This window comes from Kitasatospora sp. NPDC004531 (assembly GCF_053602195.1).
In genome coordinates this window covers 195,862-220,825 of record NZ_JBSGDD010000001.1, presented here as the reverse complement: position 1 = coordinate 220,825, position 24,964 = coordinate 195,862, and the positions used below count along the sequence as shown (strand labels likewise).

At 75.0% G+C, this 24,964-nt stretch carries 26 protein-coding genes; 15 read left to right on the top strand and 11 right to left on the bottom strand.

Annotated features, from left to right (window positions below; all coding sequences use genetic code 11):
* Positions 1-44: 44 nt before the first annotated feature.
* On the bottom strand, positions 45-1,688 hold the full coding sequence (gene pgm, locus ACWEMJ_RS01025; protein ID WP_452134792.1) for a phosphoglucomutase (alpha-D-glucose-1,6-bisphosphate-dependent): 1,644 nt from the start codon (positions 1,686-1,688) through the stop codon (positions 45-47).
* A 138-nt stretch (positions 1,689-1,826) separates the two neighbouring features.
* A complete protein-coding gene (locus tag ACWEMJ_RS01020; protein ID WP_452134791.1) occupies positions 1,827-2,594 on the bottom strand; it encodes a LysR family substrate-binding domain-containing protein in 768 nt (255 codons plus the stop codon).
* Positions 2,595-2,652: 58 nt separating this feature from the next.
* Between ACWEMJ_RS01020 and ACWEMJ_RS01015 the strand changes: the two genes are divergently transcribed.
* On the top strand, positions 2,653-3,042 hold the full coding sequence (locus ACWEMJ_RS01015) for a DUF5997 family protein (RefSeq protein ID WP_452134790.1): 390 nt from the start codon (positions 2,653-2,655) through the stop codon (positions 3,040-3,042).
* Positions 3,043-3,115: 73 nt separating this feature from the next.
* On the opposite strand, the gene ACWEMJ_RS01010 is transcribed toward ACWEMJ_RS01015, so the two are convergent.
* Positions 3,116-4,027 (bottom strand): hypothetical protein, encoded by a 912-nt coding sequence (locus ACWEMJ_RS01010; RefSeq protein WP_452134789.1) that lies wholly within the window; start codon positions 4,025-4,027, stop codon positions 3,116-3,118.
* Positions 4,028-4,214: 187 nt separating this feature from the next.
* Between ACWEMJ_RS01010 and galT the strand changes: the two genes are divergently transcribed.
* Complete coding sequence (galT, locus tag ACWEMJ_RS01005) at positions 4,215-5,297, top strand: galactose-1-phosphate uridylyltransferase (RefSeq protein ID WP_452134788.1); 1,083 nt, start codon at positions 4,215-4,217, stop codon at positions 5,295-5,297.
* 97 nt (positions 5,298-5,394) lie between these two features.
* On the opposite strand, the gene galK is transcribed toward galT, so the two are convergent.
* A complete protein-coding gene (gene galK, locus ACWEMJ_RS01000; RefSeq protein WP_452134787.1) occupies positions 5,395-6,540 on the bottom strand; it encodes a galactokinase in 1,146 nt (381 codons plus the stop codon).
* A gap of 123 nt (positions 6,541-6,663) precedes the next feature.
* On the opposite strand from galK, the gene ACWEMJ_RS00995 reads away from it, so the two are divergent.
* A complete protein-coding gene (locus tag ACWEMJ_RS00995; RefSeq protein ID WP_452134786.1) occupies positions 6,664-7,455 on the top strand; it encodes a DeoR/GlpR family DNA-binding transcription regulator in 792 nt (263 codons plus the stop codon).
* 52 nt (positions 7,456-7,507) lie between these two features.
* Positions 7,508-8,035 carry a hypothetical protein gene (locus tag ACWEMJ_RS00990; protein ID WP_452134785.1) on the top strand — a complete coding sequence of 176 codons (528 nt, stop codon included), beginning with the start codon at positions 7,508-7,510 and terminating at the stop codon, positions 8,033-8,035.
* A 226-nt stretch (positions 8,036-8,261) separates the two neighbouring features.
* On the opposite strand, the gene ACWEMJ_RS00985 is transcribed toward ACWEMJ_RS00990, so the two are convergent.
* A complete protein-coding gene (locus tag ACWEMJ_RS00985) occupies positions 8,262-8,546 on the bottom strand; it encodes a hypothetical protein (RefSeq protein WP_452134784.1) in 285 nt (94 codons plus the stop codon).
* 241 nt (positions 8,547-8,787) lie between these two features.
* Here ACWEMJ_RS00985 and ACWEMJ_RS00980 point away from each other — a divergent pair, with 241 nt between their 5' ends.
* The 3 genes from ACWEMJ_RS00980 to ACWEMJ_RS00970 all read left to right on the top strand — a co-directional run bounded on the left by ACWEMJ_RS00980 (position 8,788) and on the right by ACWEMJ_RS00970 (position 11,850).
* Complete coding sequence (locus ACWEMJ_RS00980) at positions 8,788-9,810, top strand: MarR family transcriptional regulator (RefSeq protein WP_452134783.1); 1,023 nt, start codon at positions 8,788-8,790, stop codon at positions 9,808-9,810.
* Positions 9,811-9,925: 115 nt separating this feature from the next.
* Positions 9,926-11,194: a sensor histidine kinase gene (locus tag ACWEMJ_RS00975; protein WP_452134782.1), complete on the top strand. Its 1,269-nt coding sequence runs from the start codon at positions 9,926-9,928 to the stop codon at positions 11,192-11,194.
* A complete protein-coding gene (locus tag ACWEMJ_RS00970) occupies positions 11,179-11,850 on the top strand; it encodes a response regulator transcription factor (RefSeq protein ID WP_452134781.1) in 672 nt (223 codons plus the stop codon). Before ACWEMJ_RS00975 ends, ACWEMJ_RS00970 begins: the two co-directional genes overlap by 16 nt.
* Here ACWEMJ_RS00970 and ACWEMJ_RS00965 read toward each other — a convergent pair.
* Together ACWEMJ_RS00965 and ACWEMJ_RS00960 are read right to left on the bottom strand one after the other, a co-directional pair.
* Positions 11,817-13,031: a glycosyltransferase family 4 protein gene (locus tag ACWEMJ_RS00965; protein WP_452134780.1), complete on the bottom strand. Its 1,215-nt coding sequence runs from the start codon at positions 13,029-13,031 to the stop codon at positions 11,817-11,819. The genes ACWEMJ_RS00970 and ACWEMJ_RS00965 overlap by 34 nt on opposite strands.
* A 24-nt stretch (positions 13,032-13,055) precedes the next feature.
* On the bottom strand, positions 13,056-14,270 hold the full coding sequence (locus ACWEMJ_RS00960; protein WP_452134848.1) for a hypothetical protein: 1,215 nt from the start codon (positions 14,268-14,270) through the stop codon (positions 13,056-13,058).
* A 342-nt stretch (positions 14,271-14,612) separates the two neighbouring features.
* Between ACWEMJ_RS00960 and ACWEMJ_RS00955 the strand changes: the two genes are divergently transcribed.
* The 3 genes from ACWEMJ_RS00955 to cutA all read left to right on the top strand — a co-directional run bounded on the left by ACWEMJ_RS00955 (position 14,613) and on the right by cutA (position 17,146).
* Positions 14,613-15,482 (top strand): helix-turn-helix domain-containing protein, encoded by an 870-nt coding sequence (locus ACWEMJ_RS00955; protein ID WP_452134779.1) that lies wholly within the window; start codon positions 14,613-14,615, stop codon positions 15,480-15,482.
* Positions 15,483-15,714: 232 nt separating this feature from the next.
* Positions 15,715-16,575 (top strand): dioxygenase family protein, encoded by an 861-nt coding sequence (locus ACWEMJ_RS00950; RefSeq protein WP_452134778.1) that lies wholly within the window; start codon positions 15,715-15,717, stop codon positions 16,573-16,575.
* 235 nt (positions 16,576-16,810) lie between these two features.
* Entirely contained in the window at positions 16,811-17,146 is a 336-nt protein-coding gene (cutA, locus tag ACWEMJ_RS00945) for a divalent-cation tolerance protein CutA (protein WP_452134777.1), read from the top strand.
* A 1-nt stretch (position 17,147) separates the two neighbouring features.
* Here the strand turns inward: cutA and ACWEMJ_RS00940 are convergent, their stop codons facing one another.
* Positions 17,148-17,816, bottom strand: a complete 669-nt coding sequence (locus ACWEMJ_RS00940) for a hypothetical protein (RefSeq protein ID WP_452134776.1) — start codon at positions 17,814-17,816, stop codon at positions 17,148-17,150.
* Positions 17,817-17,909: 93 nt separating this feature from the next.
* Here ACWEMJ_RS00940 and lepB point away from each other — a divergent pair, with 93 nt between their 5' ends.
* Together lepB and ACWEMJ_RS00930 are read left to right on the top strand one after the other, a co-directional pair.
* Complete coding sequence (gene lepB, locus ACWEMJ_RS00935) at positions 17,910-18,605, top strand: signal peptidase I (RefSeq protein WP_452134775.1); 696 nt, start codon at positions 17,910-17,912, stop codon at positions 18,603-18,605.
* A gap of 10 nt (positions 18,606-18,615) precedes the next feature.
* Entirely contained in the window at positions 18,616-19,023 is a 408-nt protein-coding gene (locus ACWEMJ_RS00930; RefSeq protein ID WP_452134774.1) for a DUF3224 domain-containing protein, read from the top strand.
* An 85-nt stretch (positions 19,024-19,108) separates the two neighbouring features.
* Here ACWEMJ_RS00930 and ACWEMJ_RS00925 read toward each other — a convergent pair whose 3' ends face one another.
* Positions 19,109-20,332: an aminotransferase class V-fold PLP-dependent enzyme gene (locus ACWEMJ_RS00925; RefSeq protein ID WP_452134773.1), complete on the bottom strand. Its 1,224-nt coding sequence runs from the start codon at positions 20,330-20,332 to the stop codon at positions 19,109-19,111.
* A 480-nt stretch (positions 20,333-20,812) separates the two neighbouring features.
* On the opposite strand from ACWEMJ_RS00925, the gene ACWEMJ_RS00920 reads away from it, so the two are divergent.
* Positions 20,813-21,556 (top strand): dienelactone hydrolase family protein, encoded by a 744-nt coding sequence (locus ACWEMJ_RS00920; RefSeq protein ID WP_452134772.1) that lies wholly within the window; start codon positions 20,813-20,815, stop codon positions 21,554-21,556.
* 3 nt (positions 21,557-21,559) lie between these two features.
* Here the strand turns inward: ACWEMJ_RS00920 and ACWEMJ_RS00915 are convergent, their stop codons facing one another.
* Positions 21,560-22,588, bottom strand: a complete 1,029-nt coding sequence (locus ACWEMJ_RS00915; protein WP_452134771.1) for an NlpC/P60 family protein — start codon at positions 22,586-22,588, stop codon at positions 21,560-21,562.
* A gap of 142 nt (positions 22,589-22,730) precedes the next feature.
* Between ACWEMJ_RS00915 and ACWEMJ_RS00910 the strand changes: the two genes are divergently transcribed.
* Both ACWEMJ_RS00910 and ACWEMJ_RS00905 read left to right on the top strand, forming a co-directional pair.
* Positions 22,731-23,129: a BlaI/MecI/CopY family transcriptional regulator gene (locus tag ACWEMJ_RS00910; RefSeq protein WP_452134770.1), complete on the top strand. Its 399-nt coding sequence runs from the start codon at positions 22,731-22,733 to the stop codon at positions 23,127-23,129.
* Positions 23,126-24,031, top strand: coding sequence for a M56 family metallopeptidase (locus ACWEMJ_RS00905; protein ID WP_452134769.1), 906 nt, complete (start codon positions 23,126-23,128; stop codon positions 24,029-24,031). The genes ACWEMJ_RS00910 and ACWEMJ_RS00905 overlap by 4 nt, the downstream gene beginning before the upstream one ends.
* Before the next feature lie 132 nt (positions 24,032-24,163).
* Here the strand turns inward: ACWEMJ_RS00905 and ACWEMJ_RS00900 are convergent, their stop codons facing one another.
* Positions 24,164-24,943 carry a VOC family protein gene (locus tag ACWEMJ_RS00900; protein WP_452134768.1) on the bottom strand — a complete coding sequence of 260 codons (780 nt, stop codon included), beginning with the start codon at positions 24,941-24,943 and terminating at the stop codon, positions 24,164-24,166.
* Positions 24,944-24,964: the final 21 nt, after the last annotated feature.

Sequence of the window (24,964 nt, the reverse complement as noted above, 5' to 3'; positions counted from 1 at the left end):
CACCGACGGCCCGCCGAAGACGCCTCCGGCGGGCCGTCGCCGCGTCAGGACGCCCCCAGCACCTCGCCCACCAGGCCGCGGGCCTCCTCCTGGACCTTCGCCAGGTGGTCGGCCCCCAGGAAGCTCTCGGCGTAGATCTTGTACACGTCCTCGGTGCCGGAGGGCCGGGCCGCGAACCAGGCGTTCTCGGTGCGGACCTTCAGGCCGCCGATCGCCGCGCCGTTGCCCGGGGCCTCGGTCAGCACCCCGGTGATCCGCTCGCCGGCCAGCTCCGAGGCCGTCACCCGGGAGGCGTCCAGCGCCGCCAGCGCGGCCTTCTGCTCCCGGTCGGCGGGCGCGTCCACCCGGGCGTACACCGGGTCGCCGTGCCGGGACGTCAGCTCGCGGTAGTGCTCGGACGGGGTGCGGCCGGTGACGGCGGTGATCTCGGACGCCAGCAGCGCCAGCAGGATGCCGTCCTTGTCGGTGCTCCACGGCGTGCCGTTGCGGCGCAGGAACGACGCCCCGGCCGACTCCTCGCCGCCGAACGCCACCGAGCCGTTCAGCAGCCCCTCCACGAACCACTTGAAGCCGACCGGCACTTCGAGCAGCTCCCGGCCCAGCGCGCCCGCCACCCGGTCGATCATCGAGGAGGACACCAGCGTCTTGCCGACCGCCGCCGCGGCCGGCCAGCCCTCCCGGTGGCGGTACAGGTAGTCGATCGCCACCGCAAGATAGTGGTTGGGGTTCATCAGGCCGCCGTCCGGCGTGACGATGCCGTGCCGGTCGGCGTCCGCGTCGTTGCCGGTGGCCAGCGTGAACTCGTCGCGCCGGTCGATCAGCGAGGCCATCGCGTACGGGGAGGAGCAGTCCATCCGAATCTTGCCGTCCCAGTCCAGCGTCATGAACCGCCAGGTCGGATCGGTCAGCGGGTTGACCACCGTCAGGTCGAGGCGGTGGGTCTCCGCGATCCGCCCCCAGTACGCCACCGACGCGCCGCCCAGCGGGTCCGCGCCGATCCGCACCCCCGCCGACCGCACCGCGTCCAGGTCGAGCACGGCCGGCAGGTCGTCCACGTAGGCGCCCAGGAAGTCGTAGCGGCCGGTGGTGTCGGCCGCCAGCGCGCGCGCGTACCCGATCCGCCGCACCTCCTTCGACCCGCCCGCCAGCAGCTCGTTGGCGCGCCGCTCGATCCAGCCGGTCGCCGCCGAGTCCGCGGGGCCGCCGTGCGGCGGGTTGTACTTGAACCCGCCGTCGGACGGCGGGTTGTGCGAAGGCGTCACCACGATGCCGTCCGCGAGCGCCGCCGGCAGCGTCCGGTTGTGCGCCAGGACGGCGTGCGAGACGGCGGGCGTCGGCGTGTACCCGTCCGCCGGGTCCAGCAGCACCGTCACCCCGTTCGCCGCTAACACCTCCAGGGTGGTCACCCGGGCCGGCTCCGACAGCGCGTGGGTGTCGATGCCGAGGAACAGCGGCCCCGTGGTGCCCTGCTCGGCCCGGTAGTCGCAGATCGCCTGCGCCGTCGCCGCGATGTGGTCCTCGTTGAACGCCGTCCGCGCCGACGAGCCCCGGTGCCCCGAGGTGCCGAACGCCACCCGCTGCCCGACCTCCGCCGGGTCCGGATGCAGCGCGTAGTAGGCCGTCACCAGCCGGGCGACGTCGATCAGGTCCTGCGGCTGCGCCGGCTGCCCGGCCCGTGCGTGCACCATGGTGGCTTCTCTCCTCGGTCGGTACGGCCAGCATGCCCGCCGACCGCCGTCCGGGCCACACCGCGCCACCTGCGGCGACGCGGGCGGGACGCCGGGACGCCGCCGGGACGCCGGGCCGCCGGGACGCCGCCGGGAGGGCTACCGCTTGCGGCCGCGCTTCGCCTGGCCCTGGCCCTGCCGGGGCGCCGCGCCGCGCTGGGCGGTCCGCGACCGCTGCTGCGGCTTCTGCTGCGCCCTGGCGGGGGCCTTCTTCGCCGCGGGCTGCTTCTTCGCCGGCTCGGCGGCGGCCCGGCCGCGCGAGCTGTTGGCGGTGCGGCCGCGCACGATGCCGATGAACTCCTCGACCAGGTCGGTGGTCGCCGCCTCCGGCCAGGCCAGCGCCACCTGCGACTGCGGGACGTCCGCCAGCGTGCGGTAGGTCAGGTCGCGCCGGTGGTGCAGCCGGGCCAGCGACTGCGGCACCGCCAGCACGCCGACGTTGGCCGCCACCAGCTCGATCGCGTCGCCGGTGGTGGCCGGCCGCTCGAAGGCCGGACGGCCCGGCAGCGCGTCGTCCGGCCAGTGCAGCACGTCGTCCTGCGGGTGGAAGACGACCTCCTCGGCCAGGTCCGCCACCGAGACCTCCTCGGCGGCGGCCAGCCAGTGGTCCTTCGGGAACACCACCACGGTCGTCTCGGTGTACAGCGGGATGGCGCTCAGCACCGTCCGGTCCACCGGCAGCCGCACCAGGCCCGCGTCCGCGCCGCCCGACAGCAGCAGCTCGTGCCCGGCGGCGGGCGTCGACTGCAGCAGTTCCAGCGGGACGTCGGGCAGCCGCTCACCCCACACCCGCAGCCACTTGGTCGGGGTCACGCCCGGCACGTACACCAGGCGGAAGGAAGCGGAGGGCTGCTCGATCTCGGTCACACCGTCCAGGCTACCCACCGTGACCTGGGCAGGTGCGCACTCCCTATACCCTTGGTGCATGACTACGCCCAAGCCCAAGAGCACCCAGACCATGAAGCCCGCGACCGCGGCCAAGAAGCTGGGGATCTACCTGGCGGCGACCCCCGCCGAGTTCCAGGCGGGCGTCGTCACCCGCGACGAGCTCAACACCATGCAGTCCACCCCGCCGCAGTGGCTCGCCGACCTGCGCCGCAACGGCCCGCACCCGCGCCAGGTGGTCGCCGCCCGCCTCGGCATCTCCGTCACCGGCCTGAACCGGGCCGGCGTCACCGAGGCCCTCACCTCCGAGCAGATCGACGCCCTGCGCGAGGAGAACCCGGACTGGCTGCAGCGCGAGCGCACCATCCAGGCGGAGGTCCGCAAGGAGGCGCAGCGCCTCAAGGACAAGCCGGCGCCGAAGAAGAAGTAGCCCCCGCGAGCGACGGGACGCCGAACGCCCCGGGACGGATCGTCCGTCCCGGGGCGTTCCGTGCTCGGTGCGGTCAGCCCTTCGCGCCCGCGACGAGCTTGGCGAAGTCCACCGTGTCGCTCTCGCTCGGGGCGCTGGTCGCCACCGGGGTGCCGTAGTCGGAGTAGACCGCCGTCGAGGTGACCTCGCCGGCCTTGCTCTGCATCTTCTCGACCTTCTTCACCAGCAGGTTGTCGGCGTTCACCCAGACCTCGATGTGGTCGCTGGTGATCCCGGCGGTGGTGAACTGCTTCTGCAGGGCGTCCGCCTGCTCCTGGGTGAGGCCCTTGCTGGCGGCCGTCGCGAGGTCGGCCGCGGAGAGGTCGCCGGTGTACTTGGTGGCCTTGGCGCCGTTCACGGTCTCGGTGCCGGCCTCGGTGACCTTGCCGGAGGCGATCAGCGCGCGCACCGAGGTGACGGGGTCGGCGTTCTGCAGCTGGTTCTTCATGCTGTCGCCGGCCGCGCCCATCAGCTTCGCGAGGTCCGCGTAGCCGTACTTGATCCAGTGCGCGCCGCCGAGCTGGGCGGCCATGCCCGCGCCCATGTTCACGTACATCGCGTCTTCGAGGTAGCGCGCGGTGAAGGTGCCGTCGCCGCCGGCCTTGGCGAGGTTCGCCGCCATCGCACCCCCCATGGTGCCGCTCAGCTCGCCCTTGAGGCCGTGCTCCCAGGAGATGGCGCCCTTCAGGCTGCTGCTCTGCGTGGTGCCGACCTGCATGGTGGCCTCGGTCTTGGCGGACTTGGCCGCGCTGGTCTTCTCGCCGACCATCGCGAGCATCGCGGCGGGCGTCAGCTCCTTGGCCGCGTCGCCGCCGGCGCTCTTGCTGCTCGTCGGCTGGTCGGCGCCCGCGGCCTTGCTGTCCCCGCCCTTGCTGCCGCACGCCGTCGCGGTCAGCGCCAGCACGACGGCGGAGGCGGCGAGCAGCGTACGTCCGGTCTTGAACATCTGAACTCCCCCTGGAATATCGGACTTTCGGATCGGACTCTAACCGACCGGACGGACAATCCCCGCAGCGGGGGCCGAGGTGGGACAGAGCGCCCCGGCGGCGACCCGCCAGGGCCGAGTGTTGCATTGCGGTGCTTCATGTTCGAAAATGTTTGATGTGATGGTCGAATCTCAAGGGAGCGCCGCCGTGCACAAGACGGTGACCAAGCTGGCCGACGGCCGGGAGCTGATCTACTTCGACGCCGAGCCCGCGGTGCGCGACGCCGTCGACGCGCGGCCGCTGGAGCCGGCGGCGAGCGCCTCCGAGGTGCGGGTCGACCCGTTCACCGACGACGCCGTGGCCATCGCCGCGCACCGCCAGGGCCGCATCTACCACCCGCCGGCCGACGAGTGCCCGCTGTGCCCCTCGCGGGACGGCCGGCTCAGCGAAGTGCCCGCCGCCGACTACCAGGTGGCGGTGTTCGAGAACCGCTTCCCGTCGCTGGCCGGCTCCTCCGCCCAGCACGTCACCCCCTGGTCGGACGGGCCCTACACGCTCACGCCCGGCACCGGACGCTGCGAGGTGGTCTGCTTCACCCCCGACCACGGCGCCTCCTTCGCCGACCTGACCGAGCAGCAGGCCCGCCTCGTCCTCGACGCCTGGACGGACCGTACCGCCGAACTCCACGCCCGCCCCGACGTCCGGCAGGTCTACTGCTTCGAGAACCGCGGCGCGGACATCGGCGTCACCCTCGGCCACCCGCACGGCCAGATCTACGCCCTCCCGTACGTCACCCCGCGCACCGCGCAGGCCCTCGCCAAGGTCGCCGCCCACCGGCAGGCCACCGGCCGCAACCTGTACGACGACGTCCTCGCCGCCGAACGCGCCACCGCCGGCCGGCCGGACTCCCGGGTCGTGCTGGCCGGCGAGCACTGGACGGCGTTCGTCCCGTTCGCCGCCCGCTGGCCCTACGAGGTGCACCTGTACCCCCACCGCCGGGTCGCCGACCTCACCGCCCTCGACGAGCCGGCCCGCGCCGAGTTCCCCCGGATCTACCTCGACCTGCTGCGCCGCTTCGACCGGCTGTTCCCCGCCCCCGCGCCCTACATCGCCGCCTGGCACCAGACGCCGCGCCCCGCCGAGACCGAACTCGCCCTGCACCTGGAGCTGTTCACCATCCGGCGGACGGCCGACAAGCTGAAGTACCTGGCCGGCACCGAGTCCGGCATGGGCGCGTTCATGAACGACATCCGCCCCGAGACCGCCGCCCGCACCCTGCGCGAGCTGTAGGCCTGCTCCTCGGCCCCTCGACGCGAAGCCCCGCCCGGGGAAGGGAAGTTCCCGGGCGGGGCTTCGTCGTTCCGGCCGGTCCGGCCGGTCCGACTGTTCAGGCGAGGCGGTGCGCGCCCTGCGAGGGGACGGCCGGGAACACCAGCGGATCGAGGTACCCGGCCTCGGCGAAGGCGGCCCGCACCGCCCGCTCGACGGCCGCCAGCCGGTCGGTGTCGACCAGGGCCAGCACCGAGCCGCCGAAGCCGCCGCCCATCATCCGGGCGCCCAGCGCGCCCGCCGCGTTCGCCGCCGACACCGCGAGGTCGGTCTCCGGGCAGGACACCCGGTAGTCGTCGCGCAGCGAGGCGTGCCCCGCCGTCAGCACCGGGCCCAGCGCGCGCGGCTCGCCCGCGTCCAGCAGCCGGATGGCGTCCAGCACCCGCTGGTCCTCCGTCACCACGTGCCGCAGCAGCGGCCGCAGTTCGGCCGGCAGCTTCCGCTCGGCCGCCGCCAGCTCGTCGAGGCCGACGTCGCGCAGCGCCCGCACGCCCAGCAGCCCGGCGGCCCGCTCGCAGCCCGCCCGCAGCGCCGCGTACGCGCCGTCGCCCAGGTCGTGCTTGACCCGGGTGTCGATCACCAGCAGCGACAGGCCCACGGCGGGCAGGTCCAGCGGCACCTGGCGGCCGGCCAGCGTCCGGGTGTCCAGGAAGAACGCGTGGCCCGCGACGCAGCAGCTGGACGCCATCTGGTCGAGCGCGCCGCACGGCACGCCCACGAAGTCGTTCTCCGCGCGCTGGGCGAGCAGCGCCCTGGTCGGGGCGTCCAGGCCCAGTTCGAACAGGTCGTCCAGGGCGATCGCGGTGGCGCACTCCAGCGCCGCCGAGGAGGACAGGCCCGCGCCGGTCGGCACGTCCGAGGTGAACGCCAGGTCCGCGCCGCCCACCGGGTGCCCGGCCTGCGCCAACGCCCAGAACACGCCCGCCGGGTAGGCCGCCCAGCCCGGCACCGCGCCCGGCGCGAGCCCGTCCAGCGCCAGCTCGGTGACCTTGCCGTCGCCCTGCACGCTGGTCAGCCGGATCCGGCCGTCGGTACGGCGGCGGGCCGCCACCCGGGTGGTGTGCGGGAGCGCCGCCGGCAGCACGAACCCCTCGTTGTAGTCGGTGTGTTCGCCGATCACGTTGATCCGCCCGGGCGCGGCCCACACGCCGTCGGGGGCGGCACCGTAGGCGGCGGCGAAGGCGTCGGCGGCGTCGGTGGTCATCGGGCACTCCAGCAGGCGAGGGATATTCAACACATTCAAACACACAGCACCAGAGCCGAACAGCGAAGCGCGTGGTCGATTATGCTGACGGCTCCCCAATCACCTGCCCGGGCGGAGGACCGCGTGACCGACGGCGCACTGCTCGCCGCCCAGCGACGGGCGCTCATCCTCGACCTGGTTCGCCGCGACGGCGCCGTCAAGGTCGCCGACCTGGTCGAACGGCTCGGCGTCTCCGACATGACCGTCCGCCGCGACCTGGACGCCCTGGCCCGCACCGGCGCCGTCCGCAAGGTGCACGGCGGCGCGGTCGCCCGCCCCGCCGCCGCCGACGAGCCCGCCTTCGAGGCCAAGTCCGGCCTGGAGACCGACACCAAGGCCGCGCTCGCCGAGGCCGCCGCCGCGCAGGTCCGGCCCGGCAGCGTGGTCGCCCTCTCGGCCGGCACCACCACCTACGCCGTCGCCGCCCGGCTGCTCGACGTCCCCGGCCTGACCGTCGTCACCAACTCGCTGCCCGTCGCCGAACTCCTGCGCACCCACACCGCCGAACGCGGCGAGGACGCCCCCGCCCTGCTCCTCACCGGCGGGGCCCCCACCCGCTCCGCCGCGCTGGTCGGCCCGCTCGCCGACCAGGCCATCCGCTCCCTGCACGTCGACCTGCTCGTCATCGGCGCGCACGGCGTCAGCGAGCACGCCGGCCTCACCACCCCCAACCTCGCCGAGGCCCAGACCAACCGCGCCCTGATCGCCTCCGCGCACCGCACCGTCGCCGTCGCCGACCACACCAAGTGGGGCGTCGTCGGCCTCAGCAGCTTCGCCGCCCTCACCGACCTCGACTGCTTCATCACCGACCGCGCCCTCCCCGACGACGCCCGCACCGCGCTCGCCGAATCCTGCGGCGAACTCCTGATCGTCTGACTCTTCGCCACCGGCCTTCCGTTCCAGGGGCGTTGGTGATCAAATGGGGCGCATGGGGGACGAACGAAAGTACTACGGGCCGCTGGAAGTTCGCGACGGACGCTGGGCGGTGGGCGACTCCGCCCGCCCGCACGGCCGCTGGGTCGAACTGCGGCCGGACGGCATGGTCCAGCACACCGGTGACACCGAGGACGAACCGATCGCCTGGTCGCGGGTGATGTCCGGGATCACCATCCAGATCGGCCGCTTCGCCCGGAACCACGGCTACCCGGCCTCCTACGGCCTCGCCGGCTTCCTGCCCACCTCGGGCTCCGGCATCGGCTACCTCCACATGACCCTGCGCGACCCGTACGAGGACCACCGGCTGGCCTTCAACCGCCACCCCGGCACCTACGACGGCGGGCAACTCCTGCTCGCCGCCCAGCTGATGACCACCACCGTGGCCGACGGCAACGCCCACCTCCTCGGCGACAGCGCCTGGCTCACCTGGGCCGTCGAGCGCCTCTCCCGGATCACCCACTGGCCCGCCTTCCGCCAGCCGGAATCCCTGGTGAAGGAAGCCCTGGAGTCCGACGACTGACCGCCGCGGCCCCGGCGATGCCCGTCGGGGCCCTTCCGGCGCTGCGGGATGCGGGATGCGGGACCCGGGCGCGGGACGCCCGGTGGCCGTCCTCGGCCGCCCACGCCCGGCCTCCTCGCCCTCACCCCCGTGCAGGGCGAGAAGGACACGCAACCCCTGTCTCGCGGGACGTCCGGTGGCGGGGCGTTCATGGCAGGCCCCGCCACCGGACGCGTTGTGCGGGCGATCAGCTGGCGTAGACCCAGCCGGCCCAGTAGCCGTTCTCGGGGCGGCACTCGTAGGCCTTCACGTTGGACGCCGCCAGGTAGTACGAGGCACGGGCCTTGCAGGTCGAGTAGACCCGGAACAGCTCGCCGGTGGGCTGCCAGGTGTACACGGCCTGGACGGTGGCCCCCGACGAGGCCGGCGCGGGCGCGGGCGCGGGCGCGGCCGCCAGGGCCGGTGCGGCCGCGGTGCCCAGCGCGAGCGCGGCACCGACAGCGGTGGCCGCGAGAGCGTGACGAATACGCATGAACGCCTCCATGGGTGTGGTTACTCGAATCGGGCGGCCTTCCGGCCCGGGGATCCGGCTGTCTCCCGTGATCCCGGCCCTGCCGCCCTCAAGAACCATCCTGGCGCTGACACGGACACCGTCCCAGTCCTTTCGGCCGTCGCCAAAACACCTGTGGTGAGGCCCACTTGAAGCCTCCGGCCGCGCCGGAGACGATGGGCCCCGGACGCCGGAAGCCGGACGGAACCCGGGAGATCTCCACGTGTTACGCATCACGTTCACCCCGCAGGACCTCGCCCGGATCCGGATCGCGCAGACCTGGGGGCCCCTGACGGAGACGTTCCACGCACTGATGGCCGTGCAGCGGCCGGACAGCGCGGCCGTGCTCGGCGGATGGCGGCAGGAGGTCCACGCCCGTTCGCCTGCCGCGGTCCATCCGGCCTCGTCCCTCTTCCGGGAAACCATCGTGGACCTGTTCACCGTCACCGGCCCCGCACCGTCCTTCGAGGAGGGGATCGAGGCGTTGCGCGCGGTCCCGGCGGACCTCCTGAGCACCGAACTTCTGGGGGCCGTCGAGTACCGGGACCGCTACTCGCGCCGCACGACTCCGTGGGCGGGGCTGGCCTGGGGCGACATCGCGCACGACCGGGCGGACCGCGAAGAGCTCCTGGGGTTCCTGCGTGACGTCCACCGCGTCGCCGTGGCCCCGCACTGGCAGCGGATCACGGCCCGCCTGCGGGCCGAACAGACCAGGCACGCCCTCACGCTCGCCCAGGAGGGGCCGGAGGCGGTGCTCGCCGGTCTCCCGCCGGATTTCCGCTGGAAGCCGCCGGTCCTGGAGATCGGCCGAGGGGCCGTCACGGGCACCGTCGAGCTGAAGGGGCGGGGCCTGCTGCTGGTCCCGTCCGCGTTCTGCCGCACCAGGCCGGGCAGCTACACGGACGCCGCCGACGAGCAGGCACCCGTCCTGGTCTTCCTCCCCGTCATGCGCGGCCTCACCGACGCCGCCGGGCTGCTGACGTCCTCCCGCCAGGGGATCGACAGCGCCCTGACCGCGCTCCTCGGACGCACCCGGGCCCGAACCCTCCACGCCATCGGCGACGGCCCGTGCACCACCGGGCAGTTGGCCGAACGCATCGGCGCGTCCCAGCCCACCGCCAGCGAGCACGCCACGGTGCTGCGCAAGGCCGGCCTCATCGCCACCACCCGACGCGGCAGCGCCGTCCTGCACACCCTCGCCCCGCTCGGCAACGCGATGCTCAACGGCCGTCACTTCCAGGCCTGACCGCGCGCTCCCCGCCGTCCTCGCCCCCGGGCGCGGGCGGAGCGTTCTTCTCACGTCGGGCCCGCCGGAAGGCGCAGGTAGGGTCGGGCGGGAGCGAGGGCGGGGAGGCGCGCGGATGGACGTCGCGGTGTGGGCGGCGGTGCGGCGGGGGCCGGTGCGGTTCCTGGTGTCGGGGTGGCCGTGGCGGGCCTGGGCGCTGCTGCTGAGCGGGGCGGTGCAGGGGCTGGTCACCCTGGTGCTGCTGACCGTCGGGCTGGCGGCGGGGGTCGCGCTGTCGACGCTCGGGGTCGGGGTGGTGATCCTGGCGGGGACGGCCGTGCTCGGGGTGCCGGTCGGGGCGTGGGAGCGGCGGCGGTTGCGGCTGGTGGAGCCGGTGCGGCTCGCCGATCCGCACCGGGCGGTGGCGCGGGACTGGCTTCGGGCGCGCCTGCGGGAGCGGGCGACCTGGCGTGAACTCGGGTACGTGGCCGTGCAGTCCACCGTCTTCGCGACCGCCGGTCTGGCGTTCGCGGCGCTGCTCGGCTTCTGCGGGATGCTGCTGGCCGCACCGGTGTTCATCTGGGCGGTCCAGCCGGACACCGTGATGCTGATCCCCGGACGGCCGGTCTCCGGGCCGGTCGACGGCTTGGCGGCCAGCGCCGTCGGCCTGCTCGGGCTGGCGGTCGCCGCCTACAGCGGCGCGCTGCTGGCCGGCGCCCAAGTGCGGCTCGCCGGGCTGCTGTTGGCCGCCCGCGAGGAGGACCTCGGGGCGCAGGTGGTCGAACTCACCCGCTCCCGGGCCCGGTTGGCGGACGCGTTCGAGGCCGAGCGGCGCCGCATCGAGCGCGACCTGCACGACGGCGCGCAGCAGCAACTCGTCGCGCTGGGAATGACCTTGGGCCTGGCCGAACTCGAACTCCGCAGCCGGCCGGGCCCCGCCGCCGATCTCGTCGCCCGCGCCCGCGGCGAGGCCCGGCTCGCCCTCGACCAGCTGCGCGCCCTGGTGCGCGGCATCCACCCGCAGGTCCTCACCGACCACGGACTCCCCGCCGCCGTCGCCGAGTTGGCGCTGCGCCACCCCGTGCCGGTGCTGGTCGACGTGGACCTGCCGCGCCGACTGCCCGGCCCGGTGGAGAGTGCCGCGTACTTCACCGTCACCGAGGCGCTCACCAACGCCGCCAAACACAGCGGCGCCGACGAGATCGCCGTCCACGGCACGCTGGAAGATGGCACCCTGGTGCTGACCGTCACCGACAACGGCCGCGGCGGCGCCGACCCCGCGACCGGCGCCGGCCTCCAGGGCCTCGCCGACCGGGTGGCCATCCTGAGAGGACGCCTGACCGTGACCAGCCCCACCGGCGGCCCGACCCGCCTGCGCCTGGAGGTGCCGTGCTCCGGATCGTGATCGCCGAGGACGCCGTGCTGCTCCGGGCCGGCCTCGCCGAACTGCTCACCCGCCTCGGCCACCGCGTCACCGCCTCCGTCGGCGACGCCGAACAGCTGATCCGCGCCGTGGACGAGGACCGCCCCGACGTGGTCGTCACCGACGTCCGGATGCCCCCCGAACACCGCGACGAGGGCCTGCGCGCCGCCCTCTACCTGCGCGAACGCCACCCCGGCCTGCCCGTCCTGGTGCTCTCCCAGTACGTCGCCACCGCCTACGCCACCCGGCTGCTCGGCGCCGACACCGCCCACCGGGGCGGCCTCGGCTACCTGCTCAAGGACCGGGTCATGGACGTCGCCGACTTCACCGACGCCCTTGAACGCGTCGCCGCCGGCCGGACCGTCATCGACCCCGAGGTCGTCCGCATCCTGCTCGCCCACCGCACCGCCGACGACCCGCTGCGCCGCCTCACCCCCCGCGAGCACGAAGTCCTGGCGCTGATGGCGGAGGGCTTCAACAACCAGACCATCGCGCAGCGCCTCACCGTCACCGAGGCCTCCGTGGTCAAGCACGCCGGCAACATCTTCGGCAAACTCGCCCTCGACCCCACCGAGGGCAACCGGCGGGTCCTCGCCGTCCTCACCTACCGCGCCCACACCCCCGCCGACCCGTCCTGACCGCCCGCCGGGTCCGCCGGGTGCGCAGGGTCAGCCGGGTCGGCGGCGTCGGCGGGGTCGCCGGCGAGCAGGGCGTTCAGGTGGGCGGCGGAGGCGTCCCAGGACCACTGCCGCCGCACCCAGTCGCGGCCGGCCAGGCCGAACTCGCGGGCGTGGGACGGGTCTTCGAGGTAGCAGCAGACGGCGTCGGCGAGGGCGGCCAGGTCGCGGCCGTCGAGGACGGCGCCGGTGCGGTGGGGGAGGACGGCGTCCGGGGCGCCGCCGGAGCGGCCCGCCACGACGGGGAGTCGGGCGGCCGACGCCTCCAGGAAGACGATGCCGAGGCCCTCCGCCTCCAGGCCCGCCCGGCGGGTGCGGCACGGCATCGCGAAGACGTCGGCCGCCGCGTAGAACGGGGCGGTGTCGGCGTGCCGGCGGCCGCCCGCGAAGACCACCGCGCCCGGCGCGTGACGGCCCGCCAGGCGGCGCAGGCGGGCCTCGTCGGGGCCCCGGCCGACCAGCAGCAGGGTGGCGCCCGGGACACGGCGGCGGATCAACGGAAGGGCGCGGATCAGCGCGTCCTGGCCCTTGCGCGGCACCAGCCGGGCCACGCACAGCACCACCGGCGCGTCGCCGAGCCCGAACTGCTCGCGGACGCCGCGCCGTTCGGCCTCCGACGGGCGGAACAGCGACGGATCGACGCCCGGCACCAGCCGCGACATCCGGGCCCGGGGGCCGAGCGCGGGGCCGATCCGGCGGCGGGTGTACTCGCCGAGGTAGGTGACCACATCGCAGTGCGTGCCGATCCGCCGCAGCACGCGCCGCGCCCCGGGCGTCCGCGCCCACCAGATCTCGTGCCCGTGCGTGGTGGCGACCAGCCGCCGCACGCCCGCCTCGCGCCGCAGCGCCGGGGCCATCGCCGCGAGCGGCGCGGCCGCCCCGAACCACACCCGGTCGCACCCGTGCTCCCGAGCGATCCGGACGGCCCGCCGGGTCACCCGGCGGGTGGGCAGCAGCAGCCGGGACGGGTCGCGGACCACGGGGAACGGCAGCGTCGCGTCGTACGCCCGCGCGCCGGGCTCGGCGGAGGTGTAGACGACCACGTCGTGGTCCGGCACCCGGACGGCCATCGCGTGGACGAAAGTCTCGATGCCGCCCTGCCGGGGCGGGAAGTCGTTGGTGACGATCAGGGTGGTGGCCATCGGTGCCTCGCAGAGGAAGTGGGATCAGGGTGCGGTGACGAGCAGTGGGGCTTCGGGCCGCTCGGGCAGGGGAGTTGACGCCCGGCCCGGAGTGAGGCGGGCGAAGACGGCCAGGAACAGCGGCAGCGCCAGGTAGCCGAACCGCCCGGCCGGTGCGAGCAGGAACGCCAGGGCCAGCCCGAGCGCCAGCCGGTCGGCCGCCGCGACCACGTTCCGGGGCGGGCGGCGGACCAGCGACACCGCCACCGCAGCGCCGCCGAGCAGGAGCAGCGCCAGCGCCAACCACCAGCCGCCGACGCCCAGTTGGGCCAGCAGTCGGCCGGGCAGCGGGCTCGCGGCGGGCGTCCGCCACTCGCCGAGGCCGAGCGGGAACGCGAACACCTGGCGCACCATCGGCCCGGGCGCGAGCACCAGCCAGGGCGCGACCAGCGCCGCCGCGCCCGTCACCGCGACCCCGGCGCAGCGCAGCGCCGCCCGTCGGCCCGCCACCGCCGCGAGCAGCGCGACGGCCACCGGAACGGCGGGCCAGGCGGTCCACTTGAGCGCGCAGGCCGCCGCCAGTGCCAACCCGGCACCGGCGGGCCGCCGCCGCGCGGCGAGGGAGAGGGCCAGGCAGAGCAGGCCGGTCATCGGGAGATCGACCCCGCTCACGGCCTGCGGCAGCGCGACGATGGGCGAGGCCAGCAGCGCGAGGGCCGCCGGGGCGTGCTCGCTGGGGAGGTCGCGAGGTGGGCTGTGGCGTGTCGTTGCTCGCGATCTGGCCGGTGGTTGTGTGGTTGCTCGCGCAGTTCCTCGCGCCCCTGGGGTGGCCCAGCCTGGTGCGAGGACCGCAAGGGCGTGGGCGGTGGCGGGGTCGCGGCGTGGTCTGTGGCGTGTCGTTGCTCGCGCAGTTCCTCGTGCCCCTGGGGTGGCCCAGCCTGGTGTGATCTCCCGTGCCATGGTGAGCCATGCGCCGGCCACCGCTGTCAGGAACGCCGCCGCGCACCACAGGCGTGGGTCGCCGAGGGCGGCGTGCGGGCCGAGCAGGGCGCGGGGGAGGCCGAGGACGGCCATGCCCGGCAGGTAGGGCGTCAACTCCTCGACCGACGTGGGTGATTGGAGGTAGGGCGAGCCGTGCGCCAGCAGTTCGGCGCCCGCCCGGCCGATCACGGTGACCTCGCTCTGCCCTTCGCCGGCCAGGGCGGCGAGGCCGAGCGGCAGCAGCCCGCAGAGGGCGAGGGCGACCAGTGCCGAGGGCAGCCGGCCGTCGCGGCGGCAGGAGAGTGCGGCGGCCGCCAGGTAGCCGACGGCGGCGACCACGCCCCAGTCGCGGTGCGGCCCGAGCGAGGAGACCAGCGGGAAGAGCGCGGCCCAGACGGCGCAGAGCAGCCAGCCGGCCGGCCACAACCAGCGTCGGCGGTGGTCGAGTTGGCGGAGAGGAGAGGACACGGAGCCATTCCATCCGGCCCGCCCGGCGGCGTCAGCGGGCCCAGGTCGAGACCTGATGGTCGACTTTCCCCCACCTTCCCGGGGGTGCTGCCACCACCCGCCCCTGGTCTGGACCACTGGACGCTGAGCGGGGTGTCCGCGCACACTGGCGCGATGACGCTCCGACCGCCCGCCGGCCTGGAAATGCACGACCTGGACGTCCCGGACCCGGGGATGGTGCCGTTCGCCGCCGGCAGCTTCGACTCCATCGGGCCGCTCTCCCGGGCGGACTTCCCGCACCGGCACTCGTTCTACGAACTGGTCTACGTGACCAAGGGGAGCGGGACGCACGTCGTCGACCTGGCCGAGCACCGGATCGAGCCGCCGGTGCTGTACGTGGTGCTCCCGGGCCAGGTGCACCACTGGCAGGGCGCGCGCCAACTCGACGGCTGGGTCCTGCTGTTCAAGGAGGACTTCCTGCACCGCCACCCGGAGGACCTGGCCCTGCTGCGGTCGCTGGCCGGCGCCGCGGCGGCCCGGCCGAGCCGCCAGGGCAGCGACGAACTCTGCCGCCTGCTGGCCGAGTTGACCGCCGAGTACCGGGCGGGCCTGGACGGCGGGCTGGGCGTGCTGCAGGCGCTGCTGCACGTGCTGCTGGTGCGGGCGCTGCGCGCGGCCCGGCAGCACGACGGCGGCGACGGGGGGACGGCGCCGAGGGCGTCCGTGCACCCGCTGATGGACCGGTTCGGCCGGCTGATCGCGGAGGCCGGCCGGCCCGACCGCTCGGTGCTCGCACTGGCCCGCGAACTCGGCGTGTCCGCCGGGTACTTGCACGAGGTGGTGAAGGAGTCCACCGGCCGCACCCCGGCCCGGCTGATCCGCGAGCAGCAGACCCTGGAGGCCAAACGGCTGCTCGCCACCACGGACATGACGATCCGCCAGGTCGCGATGGCGGCCGGATTCTCCGACCCGGCATACTTCTGCCGCTTCTTCCGGCGCGAAGTCGGCCGCACGCCGGGGGAGTTCCGCGAACGCGCCGGATAATCGGGTGCGGGCGGGAAAGGCCGCCGGCGGGAAAGACCAACGGCGGGTAAAGGCTGAGGAATGCACCACGTCCGGCGGCCCCCGTCCATCGACGGCCCGCCCGGCAGGGCCTAGCGTCTGAGGCACCCCACAGCGCCGCCGCCACGGGGACACCCGACCTCTCCAGGTGTCATGTCCCAACCAGGGGAATCCGGGCGGGCGGCGATCCGACGAAGCAGCCGAACGGAGAGCCATGTCCACCCCCCACAACCCCCTGGGCGACCGGCAGATCAGCCGCAAGAGCCTGCTCAAGGCCGCCGCGCTGGCCGGTGCCGTGCCGGTGCTGATCGGCGGCGGAACCGCCCTGGCCCGCGACACCGCCGCCGCCGGCGGCACGTCGCTCCCGCTCACCCCCGACTGCCACGACGGCGACGCGCCGACCGGCGCGCAGATCGAAGGCCCCTACTTCAAGCCGGGCTCCCCGCTGCGCACCAACCTCGTCACCCCGGGCACCCCGGGCACCCCGCTGACCGTCAGCGGCTACGTGTTCGGCCGCAACTGCGCCCCCATCTCCGGCGCACTGCTGGACTTCTGGCAGGCCGACACCAACGGCACCTACGACAACAGCGGCTACACCTTCCGCGGCCACCAGTTCAGCGACGCCAACGGCGCGTACACGCTGACCACGATCATCCCGGGCCTCTACCCGGGCCGCACCCGGCACATCCACGTCAAGGTGCAGGCCCCCGGGCAGCCGATCCTGACCACGCAGCTGTACTTCCCGAACGAGCCGCGCAACGCCACCGACACCATCTTCGACCCGAAGCTGGTGATGACCGTCCGCCAGGTCGGCAACGGCAGCCAGGCCAGCTTCGACTTCGTGCTGAACGTCAACGGGACGCCCAAGCCGAGCACCAGCCCGACCGGCAGCAACTCGCCGAGCCCGAGCCCGAGTTCCTCCCCGACCGGTGCCACGACCTGGCAGGCCGGCACCAGCTACAAGGCCGGCGACCTGGTCACCTACAACGGCGTCACCTACGTCTGCGTCCAGGCCCACACCGCGTTCGCCGGCTGGGAGCCGCCGAACGTCCCGGCCCTCTGGTCCCGTCGCTGACCGTACCTGCCCCCACGCGGCACGGTCAGCGACGACACTCGTCGCAGAGCCATCCGAAGCGGCGGCGCGGCCCCACTCCCCGGGAGGGGAAAACCGGGGGTGCGGCCGTCGACCGTCAAGCGCCATGGCGGCCCGAGCGCGGGGTGCCCGAGCCGCCATGGCGCGCCGCCTCCGACTGTTGAGCGCCACCCGAAGCCACCCAGCGCCTCCCTCCCGACCCCCGTAGGCTCGGCCCATGACCGAGCCCCAGCACCTGGTGGTCACCACCACCCACGAGAACGAGGACGCCGCCCGCGCCCTCGCCACCGCCCTGGTCCGCGAACGCCTCGCCGCCTGCGCGCAGGTCCACCCCATCCGCTCCGTGTACTGGTGGGCCGGCGAGGCCCAGGACGCCGCCGAATGGCGGATCGACCTCAAGACCAGGGCCGCGCTCGCCCCGCAACTCGTCGACCGCATCAGCGAGTTGCACCCGTACGACACCCCGGAGGTGATCGCCGTGCCGATCACCGTCGGGGCGTCCGGCTATCTGGCCTGGCTCGACGCGGAGACCACCGCCGAACAGGCAGGCTGAGCTACGGCAGCGGTGCGCTGTGCCAGCGCTCGAAGACGCGGCGGCCGTGCCCGGGCAGCTCGGCGCGGCCGGTCGCCCACAGCAGGGTCGGCCAGCGGTCGGTGTCCACCGGGGCCCCGGGGAACAGCCGGCCCAGCACCCGGTCGCACAGCCCGGCCGGCGGCGACCACGGCAGGCCGAGACCGGCGGCCGCATCGTGGGTGTGCACCAGGGTCTCCACCACCCCCATCGCGGCGAACCCCTCCGGGTCCGACACCCCGTACGCGTGGAACGCGCGGACCTGCGGCGACGCCGTCCGGACCACGGACGCCAGCAGCCCGCCGCCGGCGTCCAGCGCCTGCAGCAGGCCCGCCGGGCCCGCGGCGCGGTCCACGAACACCACACTTGCCGGCCCGCCGGGGTGGTCGCGCTGCCAGCGCAGCGGCACGTGACCGTCCAACGGCGGTCGGGCGGGCGCGAGTTGGGTCGCGTAGCCGAACAGCCCGTCCGCCACGTGCTCCACGGTCTCCCAGCAGTCCCACGCCAAGGCGCCCGCCGCAGCGCCCCAGTCGGCGGCGGGTGCCGCCGTCAGCGCCGCGACCGCCAGGCGCACCGCGCACTCGACGTCCGCCGCCCCGACCGACCCTCGCGCGGGCCCGGACACCGTCCCGGCGTCATGATCCTTCGGCATGCCACGGACCCTACCCGTCCCCGCTACACTCCCGAACGCCCGTGCGCACCGCTCGGGTGTTCGGGCTGGTACGGCACGGTGACGGGGACGCGGATGCGACGGTGGGGCAGGCTCGGCAAGGCGGCGCTGGTGCTGGGGGTGCTGGGGGCGCTGCTCGCGGCGGGCGGGGTCGGGTACGGGCTGCACCTCGGGCCCCGGCGGGTGGTGGTCAGCTCGGACTCGATGAAGCCCACCTACCGGGCCGGGCAGGCCGTCCTGATGACCGCCGTCGAGCCCGGGCAGGTCCGGCGCGGCGACCTGGTGGTCCTCCGCCAGGCCGTCCAGCCCGGCGAGCCCGCCATCCCCGTCGCGAAGCGGGTGATCGCCCTCGGTGGCGACCACGTCTCGCAGTGCGGTGACCGGCCCGTGCAGTTGAACGATGCGCCGCTCGACGAGCCCTACCTGCGGGGCCTCGACGTCAACGGGTACCGCTGCTTCGACGTCACCGTCCCGCAGGGGCAGGTGTTCGTGCTCGGCGACGCCCGCACCAACTCGATCGACTCCCGGGTGTGGGGCCCCGTCCCGCTCGCCTCGGTGGAAGCCCGCGACGTGCCCGGCACGGCCGCCGCCCTGACCGCCGTCGGCGCGGCGGGCCTGCTCGGCCTGCTGCTGCTGGCGACCTCCGGGGTCCTCGGCGTGGTGGCCCGCCGCCGGCGCCGCCCCGCCGCGCCGGCCGGGTACCCGGGCTGGACGGCGCCGCCCGCCGAGGCCGGCGCTGTCGGTGGCGGCACTGTCGGTGGCGGGTCCTAGCATCGCGCGCATGCGAGCATCAGGAACCTTCACCGTCCCCGAGTTCACCCCCGCGCCCGTCCCGGCCGGCGACGTCGAGACCGCCGTCGGCGTCGGCGTCGCCACCATGCGCAAGGAGTTCCGGGGCGAGGTCGCGGGCCGCTCCACCACCCTGTTCACCTCCGCCTTCGACCACGCGGCCGGCGTCGGCACCTACCTCGCCATGGAGTCCTTCGCGGGCCGACTGCACGACGCCGAGGGCACGTTCAACTTCGCGCACTCCGCGACCACGCTCGGCGCGGGCCGCGACGGCGAGTACTTCGTCATCGTGCCGGGCAGCGGCACGGCGGGCCTGGCCGGGATCACCGGCACCGGCGACATCGTGATCGACGAGGACGGCACCCACCGCATCCACCTGGACTACCGACTCCCGCAGTAGTCGCGGGCGTTCACCCGGATCGGTGCCGGTTCGCCTCGACCCGGCGCCGCTCCTCCTCCACCAGGCCGCTCGCCCGCCGCCGCCGCTACGCCTCCCGGCGGGCCCGCGCGGCCCAGTCGCACAGCACCGGGACGCACTCCTCGGCGAAGTACTCGTAGTCCGCGGCCGTGTTGTACACGTGCGTGGACAGCCGGAAGTAGCCCGTCCCGCCGAAGCTGGTGAACGCCGCCTCGACGCCGAACTCCCGTGCCAGCCTGTCCCGCAGGCCGTCCGCCTCCAGCCGGGTCCGCCCCAGCCCGGCCGGCAGCCTGACCAGCCGCAGCGCGTTGACCGGCATGCCGACCTCCGCCGTCGCCGGCCCGCCGGTCGCCGCCGTGAACGCCTCGCCGATCAACTCCTGCGCGTAGTCGGCCAGTTCGGTCATGTACTCGCGGGCCTGCGGCCAACCCCACTGCCGCGCCACGAAGTCGAGCGCGGACGGTGCGGCGAGATAGGCGGTGGCGTCCACCGTGCCCTGGGTGTCGAAGCGGTCCGGGAACGGCTCCTCCGCGCCCCAGGAGTCGATCAACGGGTACAGCGCGTGCCGGAGTTCGCCCCGCGCGACGAGCGCCGCCGTGCCGCGCGGCGCACAGCCGAACTTGTGCAGGTTGCCGACCCAGGCGTCGCAGTCCGCACCCGCCCGCGGATCCTCCAGCAGGCCCGGGACGTGCGCGGCGTCCACCAGCAGCGGGATGCCGCGCTCGCGGGCCGCCGGCCCGATCAGGTCGATCGGCAGGCGGCGCGCGGTCGCGGAGGTGATCTGGTCCAGCACGATCAGCGCCGTCCGGTCGCCGACCTGCTCCAGCACCGCGGCCGCCGCCTCCTCGGGCCCCGCCGCCAGCGGCACGTGCGCGGTGCGCACCGCACCGCCCCAGCGCCGGGCCAGCCGGGCCGCGCCCATGGTGACCGCGCCGTACCCGTGGTCGGTCACCAGCACCTCCCCGCCCGGACGGTGCGGCAGGCAGTTGTACACCACGCTCGCGCCCGCACTCGCGTTCGGCACCAGCGCGGTGAACCCGGCCGGGACGCGCAGGAATTCGGCGATCGCCGCGCGCGCCCGGGCGACCCGTCCGGGCAGCGCCGGGAACCACACCACCGGGGCGCGCTCCATCTCCTCGCGCAGCTCCAGCTGCGCCCGCTGCGCGGCCAGCGGCACCGCCCCGAACGAGCCGTGGTTGAGATGCCGCAACGACGGGTCCAGCGACCAGCCGGCGGCGGCCGCCCGCCCGTCCTGGAGCAGCAGCGGCTTGGGCGCGACGACGGTTCCCACGGTTCCTCTCCGATCCGGCCGCCCGCCTCGAAGCGTCAGGAGCGGCCTGCCGGACGATCCTGGCACAGCCACCCGCGCGGCCCACCCCTGGCCCGTTCGGGTGGCCTGCCGTTGCGCCGTCCGGACGCGGCCGAGCGGGTGCCGCATCCTTGTCGCACCCGGCCCGCCCCGTCCCATCGGCGGGCCGCCGAACGAGAACGAGGTTTCGCGCATGTCCGAGAAGTCCCGCCCGCCGGCCGTCCCCGCCCCGCGCCGCCCGCTCGGCACCGCCCGCCCGCCGGCCCGCACACCCCGGCCGCCGCGCACCCGCCGCGAACGGTGAACCGGCCCTGCTGACCGGCCCGCCCCGGCCGACCGTCTCCCGCGGCCGGGGCCGGGCCACCGACCCACCCGCGGCGAAGCCGTCCTGCCGCTCCGCCCGATCTGCTCGCAGCGAAGAAAGCTGCCCACCCGGCCCGGCAGTCCGTAGTGTCCCCACGCATGACGACGACGGTCACCGCCCGCACGGTCCGCTACCCCGCCGACGGCCTCACCATGGTCGGCCACCTCGCCCTGCCCGCCGGCACCGGCCCCCGGCCCGCCGTGCTGCTCGGCCCCGAAGGCCCCGGCCTGAGCGACTTCCAGCGCAGCCGGGCCGACGCGCTCGCCGAACTCGGCTACGTGGCACTGCTGTTCGACATCAACGGCGGCCGCTGGTTCGCCGACCCGCAGGAGATGCTGGCCCGCGTCCTCCCGCTGATCGCCGACCCCGACCGGATGCGCGGGATCGGCCACGCCGCGCTCGACGTCCTGCGCGCCGAACCCCGCACCGACCCCGACCGGATCGCCGCCGTCGGCTACGGCACCGGCGGCATCATCGCCGTCGAACTCGGCCGCGCCGGCGTACCGTTGCGCGCCATCGCCACCGTCAACGGCTTCAGCACCGGCCGCCCCGGCGAAGCCGCCAACATCCACTGCCCGGTCTGGGCCGGCGTCGGCTCCGAGGACCCGATCATGCCCGCCGAGAGCCGCGACGCCTTCACCGCCGAACTGCAGTCCGCCGGCGTCGACTGGCGCCTGACCGTCTACGGCGGCGCCCAGCACGCCTTCCACCACCCCACCGCCGACGCCCCCGTCCTCCCCGGCGTCGCCCACCACCCCCGCCAGGCCGACCGCGCCTGGCACGACGTCCTCGCCCTCCTCACGGAGTGCGTCCCCGTCACCGCCCCGGGCGCGGGCGCCTGAGGGTCAGGGGCGGACGGCGCCCATGTACGGCATGACGTTCATGTCGACGATTTCGACGTTCTTGCCGGTGCGGGGGGCGTGCAGGAGTTTGCCGTTGCCGATGTAGATGCCGACGTGGTGCAGGTCGTTGTAGTAGAAGAGCAGGTCGCCGGGCTGGATGTCGGCCTTGGCGATGCGCTTGCCGGCGTTCCACTGGTCCTGCGAGACGCGGGGGAGGCTGACGCCGCCCGCGCGGAAGGCGGCCTGGGTGAGGCCGGAGCAGTCGAAGGAGTTGGGGCCGGTGGCGCCCCAGCCGTAGGGCTTGCCGATCTGGGCGTAGGCGAAGTCGAGGATGGCCTTGACCTGGCCGGTGGCGGGGCCGGTGTAGGTCTGTCCGCGGGTCGAACTGCGGGACGCGGCCTGGTTGTTGCTGTCGCCGAGGACGCGGGCCCGGTCGGCGGCCTTGAGGCCGGCCAGGATGCGGCTGGCCTCGCCCAGCTTCGACTGGACCTCGGCCTTCTTGGCGGAGAGCGTCGCCCGGGCCTGCTCCAGCTCCTGCAGTTTGGCGGCGGTCTCGGTGCGCTCCTGGTCGATGCTCTGCTGCAGTCGCAGCGCGGCGCGCAGCGTCTCGGCCTGCTGCCCGCCGGCCATGTCCTGGAGGCCGGCCTGCCGCAGGTAGTCCTCGGGGGAGGAGCTGAGCATCAGCTGCATGCTGGGGTCCATCCCGCCGCTGCGGTACTGCTCGGCGGCCAACGCGCCCAGGGTGTCCTGGAGTTGCAGGATCTTCGCCTGCTGGTCGGCCAGTCGGCTCTGCAACTTCCCGGCCTGGTCCTGGAGTTGGCGGGCCCGCTCGTCGACCTTGTTGTACTCCTCGGTGGACGCCTCGGCGTCCTCGTACAGGTCGTCGACCTGCGCCTTGACCTGGTCGAGGTTGCCGGCGCCCGGTTCGGCCCAGGCGGAGGCGGTGGGCAGCAGGACGGCGGCTCCGGCGGCGGCGCCGATGACGGCGGTCCTGGTGCGTCCGGCGGGGCGGGGGCGGCGGTGCGTTCCCATCGCTGCGTCTCTCTCCTCGGGCGCCCACCGTCCTGGGCGATCACTACGAGACAACTTAGTAGTTCAGTAGATCGACCGGCAAGCCGCCCGCCGCCCACTACCATGAGCCGGACGACAGCGGAGCGAGGAGACGGAAACAGCAGTGCGCAGACTCGGCGAGCTGGAGGCGGAGATCATGGACCGCCTGTGGACCTGGGGCCGCCCGGCCACCGTCCGCGAGATCGTCGACGACCTCAACCGCTCCCGGCCGCTGGCCTACACCACCGTGATGACGGTCGCCGACATCCTGTACCGCAAGGGCATGCTGCGCCGCGAGAAGTCCGGCCGCGCCTGGAGCTACCGGCCCGCGTGCAGCCGCGAGGCGTACAGCGCCGCCCTGATGCGCGACGTCCTCGGCGCGAGCCCCAACCCCACCGGCGCCCTCGCCCACCTGGTCGAACAGCTCACCCCGGCCGAACTCGACGCCCTGCGCGCCGCCATCGACTCCGTCGACCGCGACCACCCCGGCAACGGCGGCGGCGCACCGGGGACGGCGCGGTGACCGCCGCCCTCGTGCTGCTCGGCTACGCGCTGCTGGTCGGCGTGCTCGCCCCGCTGCCGCTGGCCCGGGCGCGCTGGACGCACCGCGCGCCCCGGCTGGCGGTCGCGCTCTGGCAGGGGCTCGCCCTGTCCTTCCTCACCGCGCTGGTGCTGGCCGCCGTCCACGTCGCCGTGCCCGGCGGCCACCTGCACCTCGGGCTGGTCGGCCTGATGCACCTGTGCGGCGTCGACCACGCCGGCGGCGGCGGGGCGCCGCCCGGCGGCCTGCGCCTGCTGCTGCCCGTCGCCGCCGCGCTCTGGCCGCTCGGCCGGTTCGCCGCCGTGCTGGGGCGCGCCGCCCGGCACCGCCGCCGCCACCGCCGACTGCTCGACCTGGTCGCCACCCGCGACCCGCGGCTCGGCGCGCACGTCCTCGACCACCACGTCCCCGCCGCGTACTGCCTGCCCGGCCACCGCTCCCGGATCGTGCTCACCCGGGGCGCGCTCGACCTGCTGACGCCCCCGCAGCTGGCTGCCGTGCTGGCCCACGAGCGCGCGCACGTGGCCGGCCGCCACCACCTGGCCCGCAACGCCGCCGACGCCTTCGCCGCCGCGTTCCCGTTCCTGCCGCTGGCCCGGCTGTCCGCCCGGGAGACCCCGCTGCTGCTGGAGATGGCCGCCGACGACCGCGCCGTGCGCAGCCACCCGCGCGCCGCGCTCGCCGCCGCCATGTACCGGGTGGCCGGCGGACAGGTCCCGCAGGCCGCGTTCGCCGCCGCCGGCACCGCCGCACTGCTGCGGGTCCGCCGCCTGCTCGCCCCCGCCACCGCCCCGCACCCCGCGCTGCGCGCCGCCGCCGCGCTCACCACGGCCACCGCGCCCGTCCTGCCGCTGCTGTTCACCTGCGGCCCGCTGCTGCCCTGAACCGCCCTGCCCGCCGCACGCCGCCCTGCCTGCCGCACGCCGCCCTGCCTGCCGCACGCCGCGCCGCCTGCCGCACGCCGCGCCGCCCGCCCGGGCGGACCCGGACGGGCGGCGCGGAGGTCGGCCGCCGACCTACATCGGCACCGGCTTGATCAACGCGAACGGCGCGCCCTGCGGGTCCGCGACCACCGCCATGCGGCCGGCCGGCATGTCGAACGCCGGGGCCAGTACGGTGCCGCCGGAGCGCACCAGCGCGTTCACGGTGGAGTCGGCGTCGTCCACCGCGAAGTACGTCAGCCAGTGCGCGGGCGTGCCGGGCGGGTCGTTGGCGAGCAGGGTGGCGCCGCCGACCTCGCGGCCGCCGACCTTCGGCAGCCAGTAGTTGTCCACGCCGTCCATCGGCTCGATCTCGATGCCGAACGCCTCGCCGTAGAACGCGGTGGCCGCCGGGATGTCGCTGGTGTGCAGCTCGTTCCAGACCACCGCGCCGGCCTCGTTGACCACCTGGGCGCCGAAGAAGTCGCCGGGCTGCCACACGCCGAACACCGCGCCCTGCGGGTCGGCGGCGATCAGCATCCGGCCCAGGCTGCCGACGTCCATGGTCGGGGCCAGTACGGTGCCGCCGGCCCGGACGATCGCCTCCTGGGTGGCCTGCGCGTCGGTGGTGGCCAGGTAGGTGGTCCACACGGTGGGCGGCTCCGGCGCTCCCTCGGGCGCCATCGCCGGGCCGATCCCGGCGACGGCCCGGCCGTTCAGCTCGCAGACCGCGTACCCGCCGAACTCGGCCGGGCCGGGCCTGCCCTGCCAGCCGAGCAGGTCGCGGTAGAAGTCCAGCGCCGCCTGCTGGTCCTTCGCCATCAGATCGACCCAGCACGGCGTGCCGGTCGCGTACGGTTTTGTGACTTCGGGCATGTCTCGCTCTTTCCGGTGAGG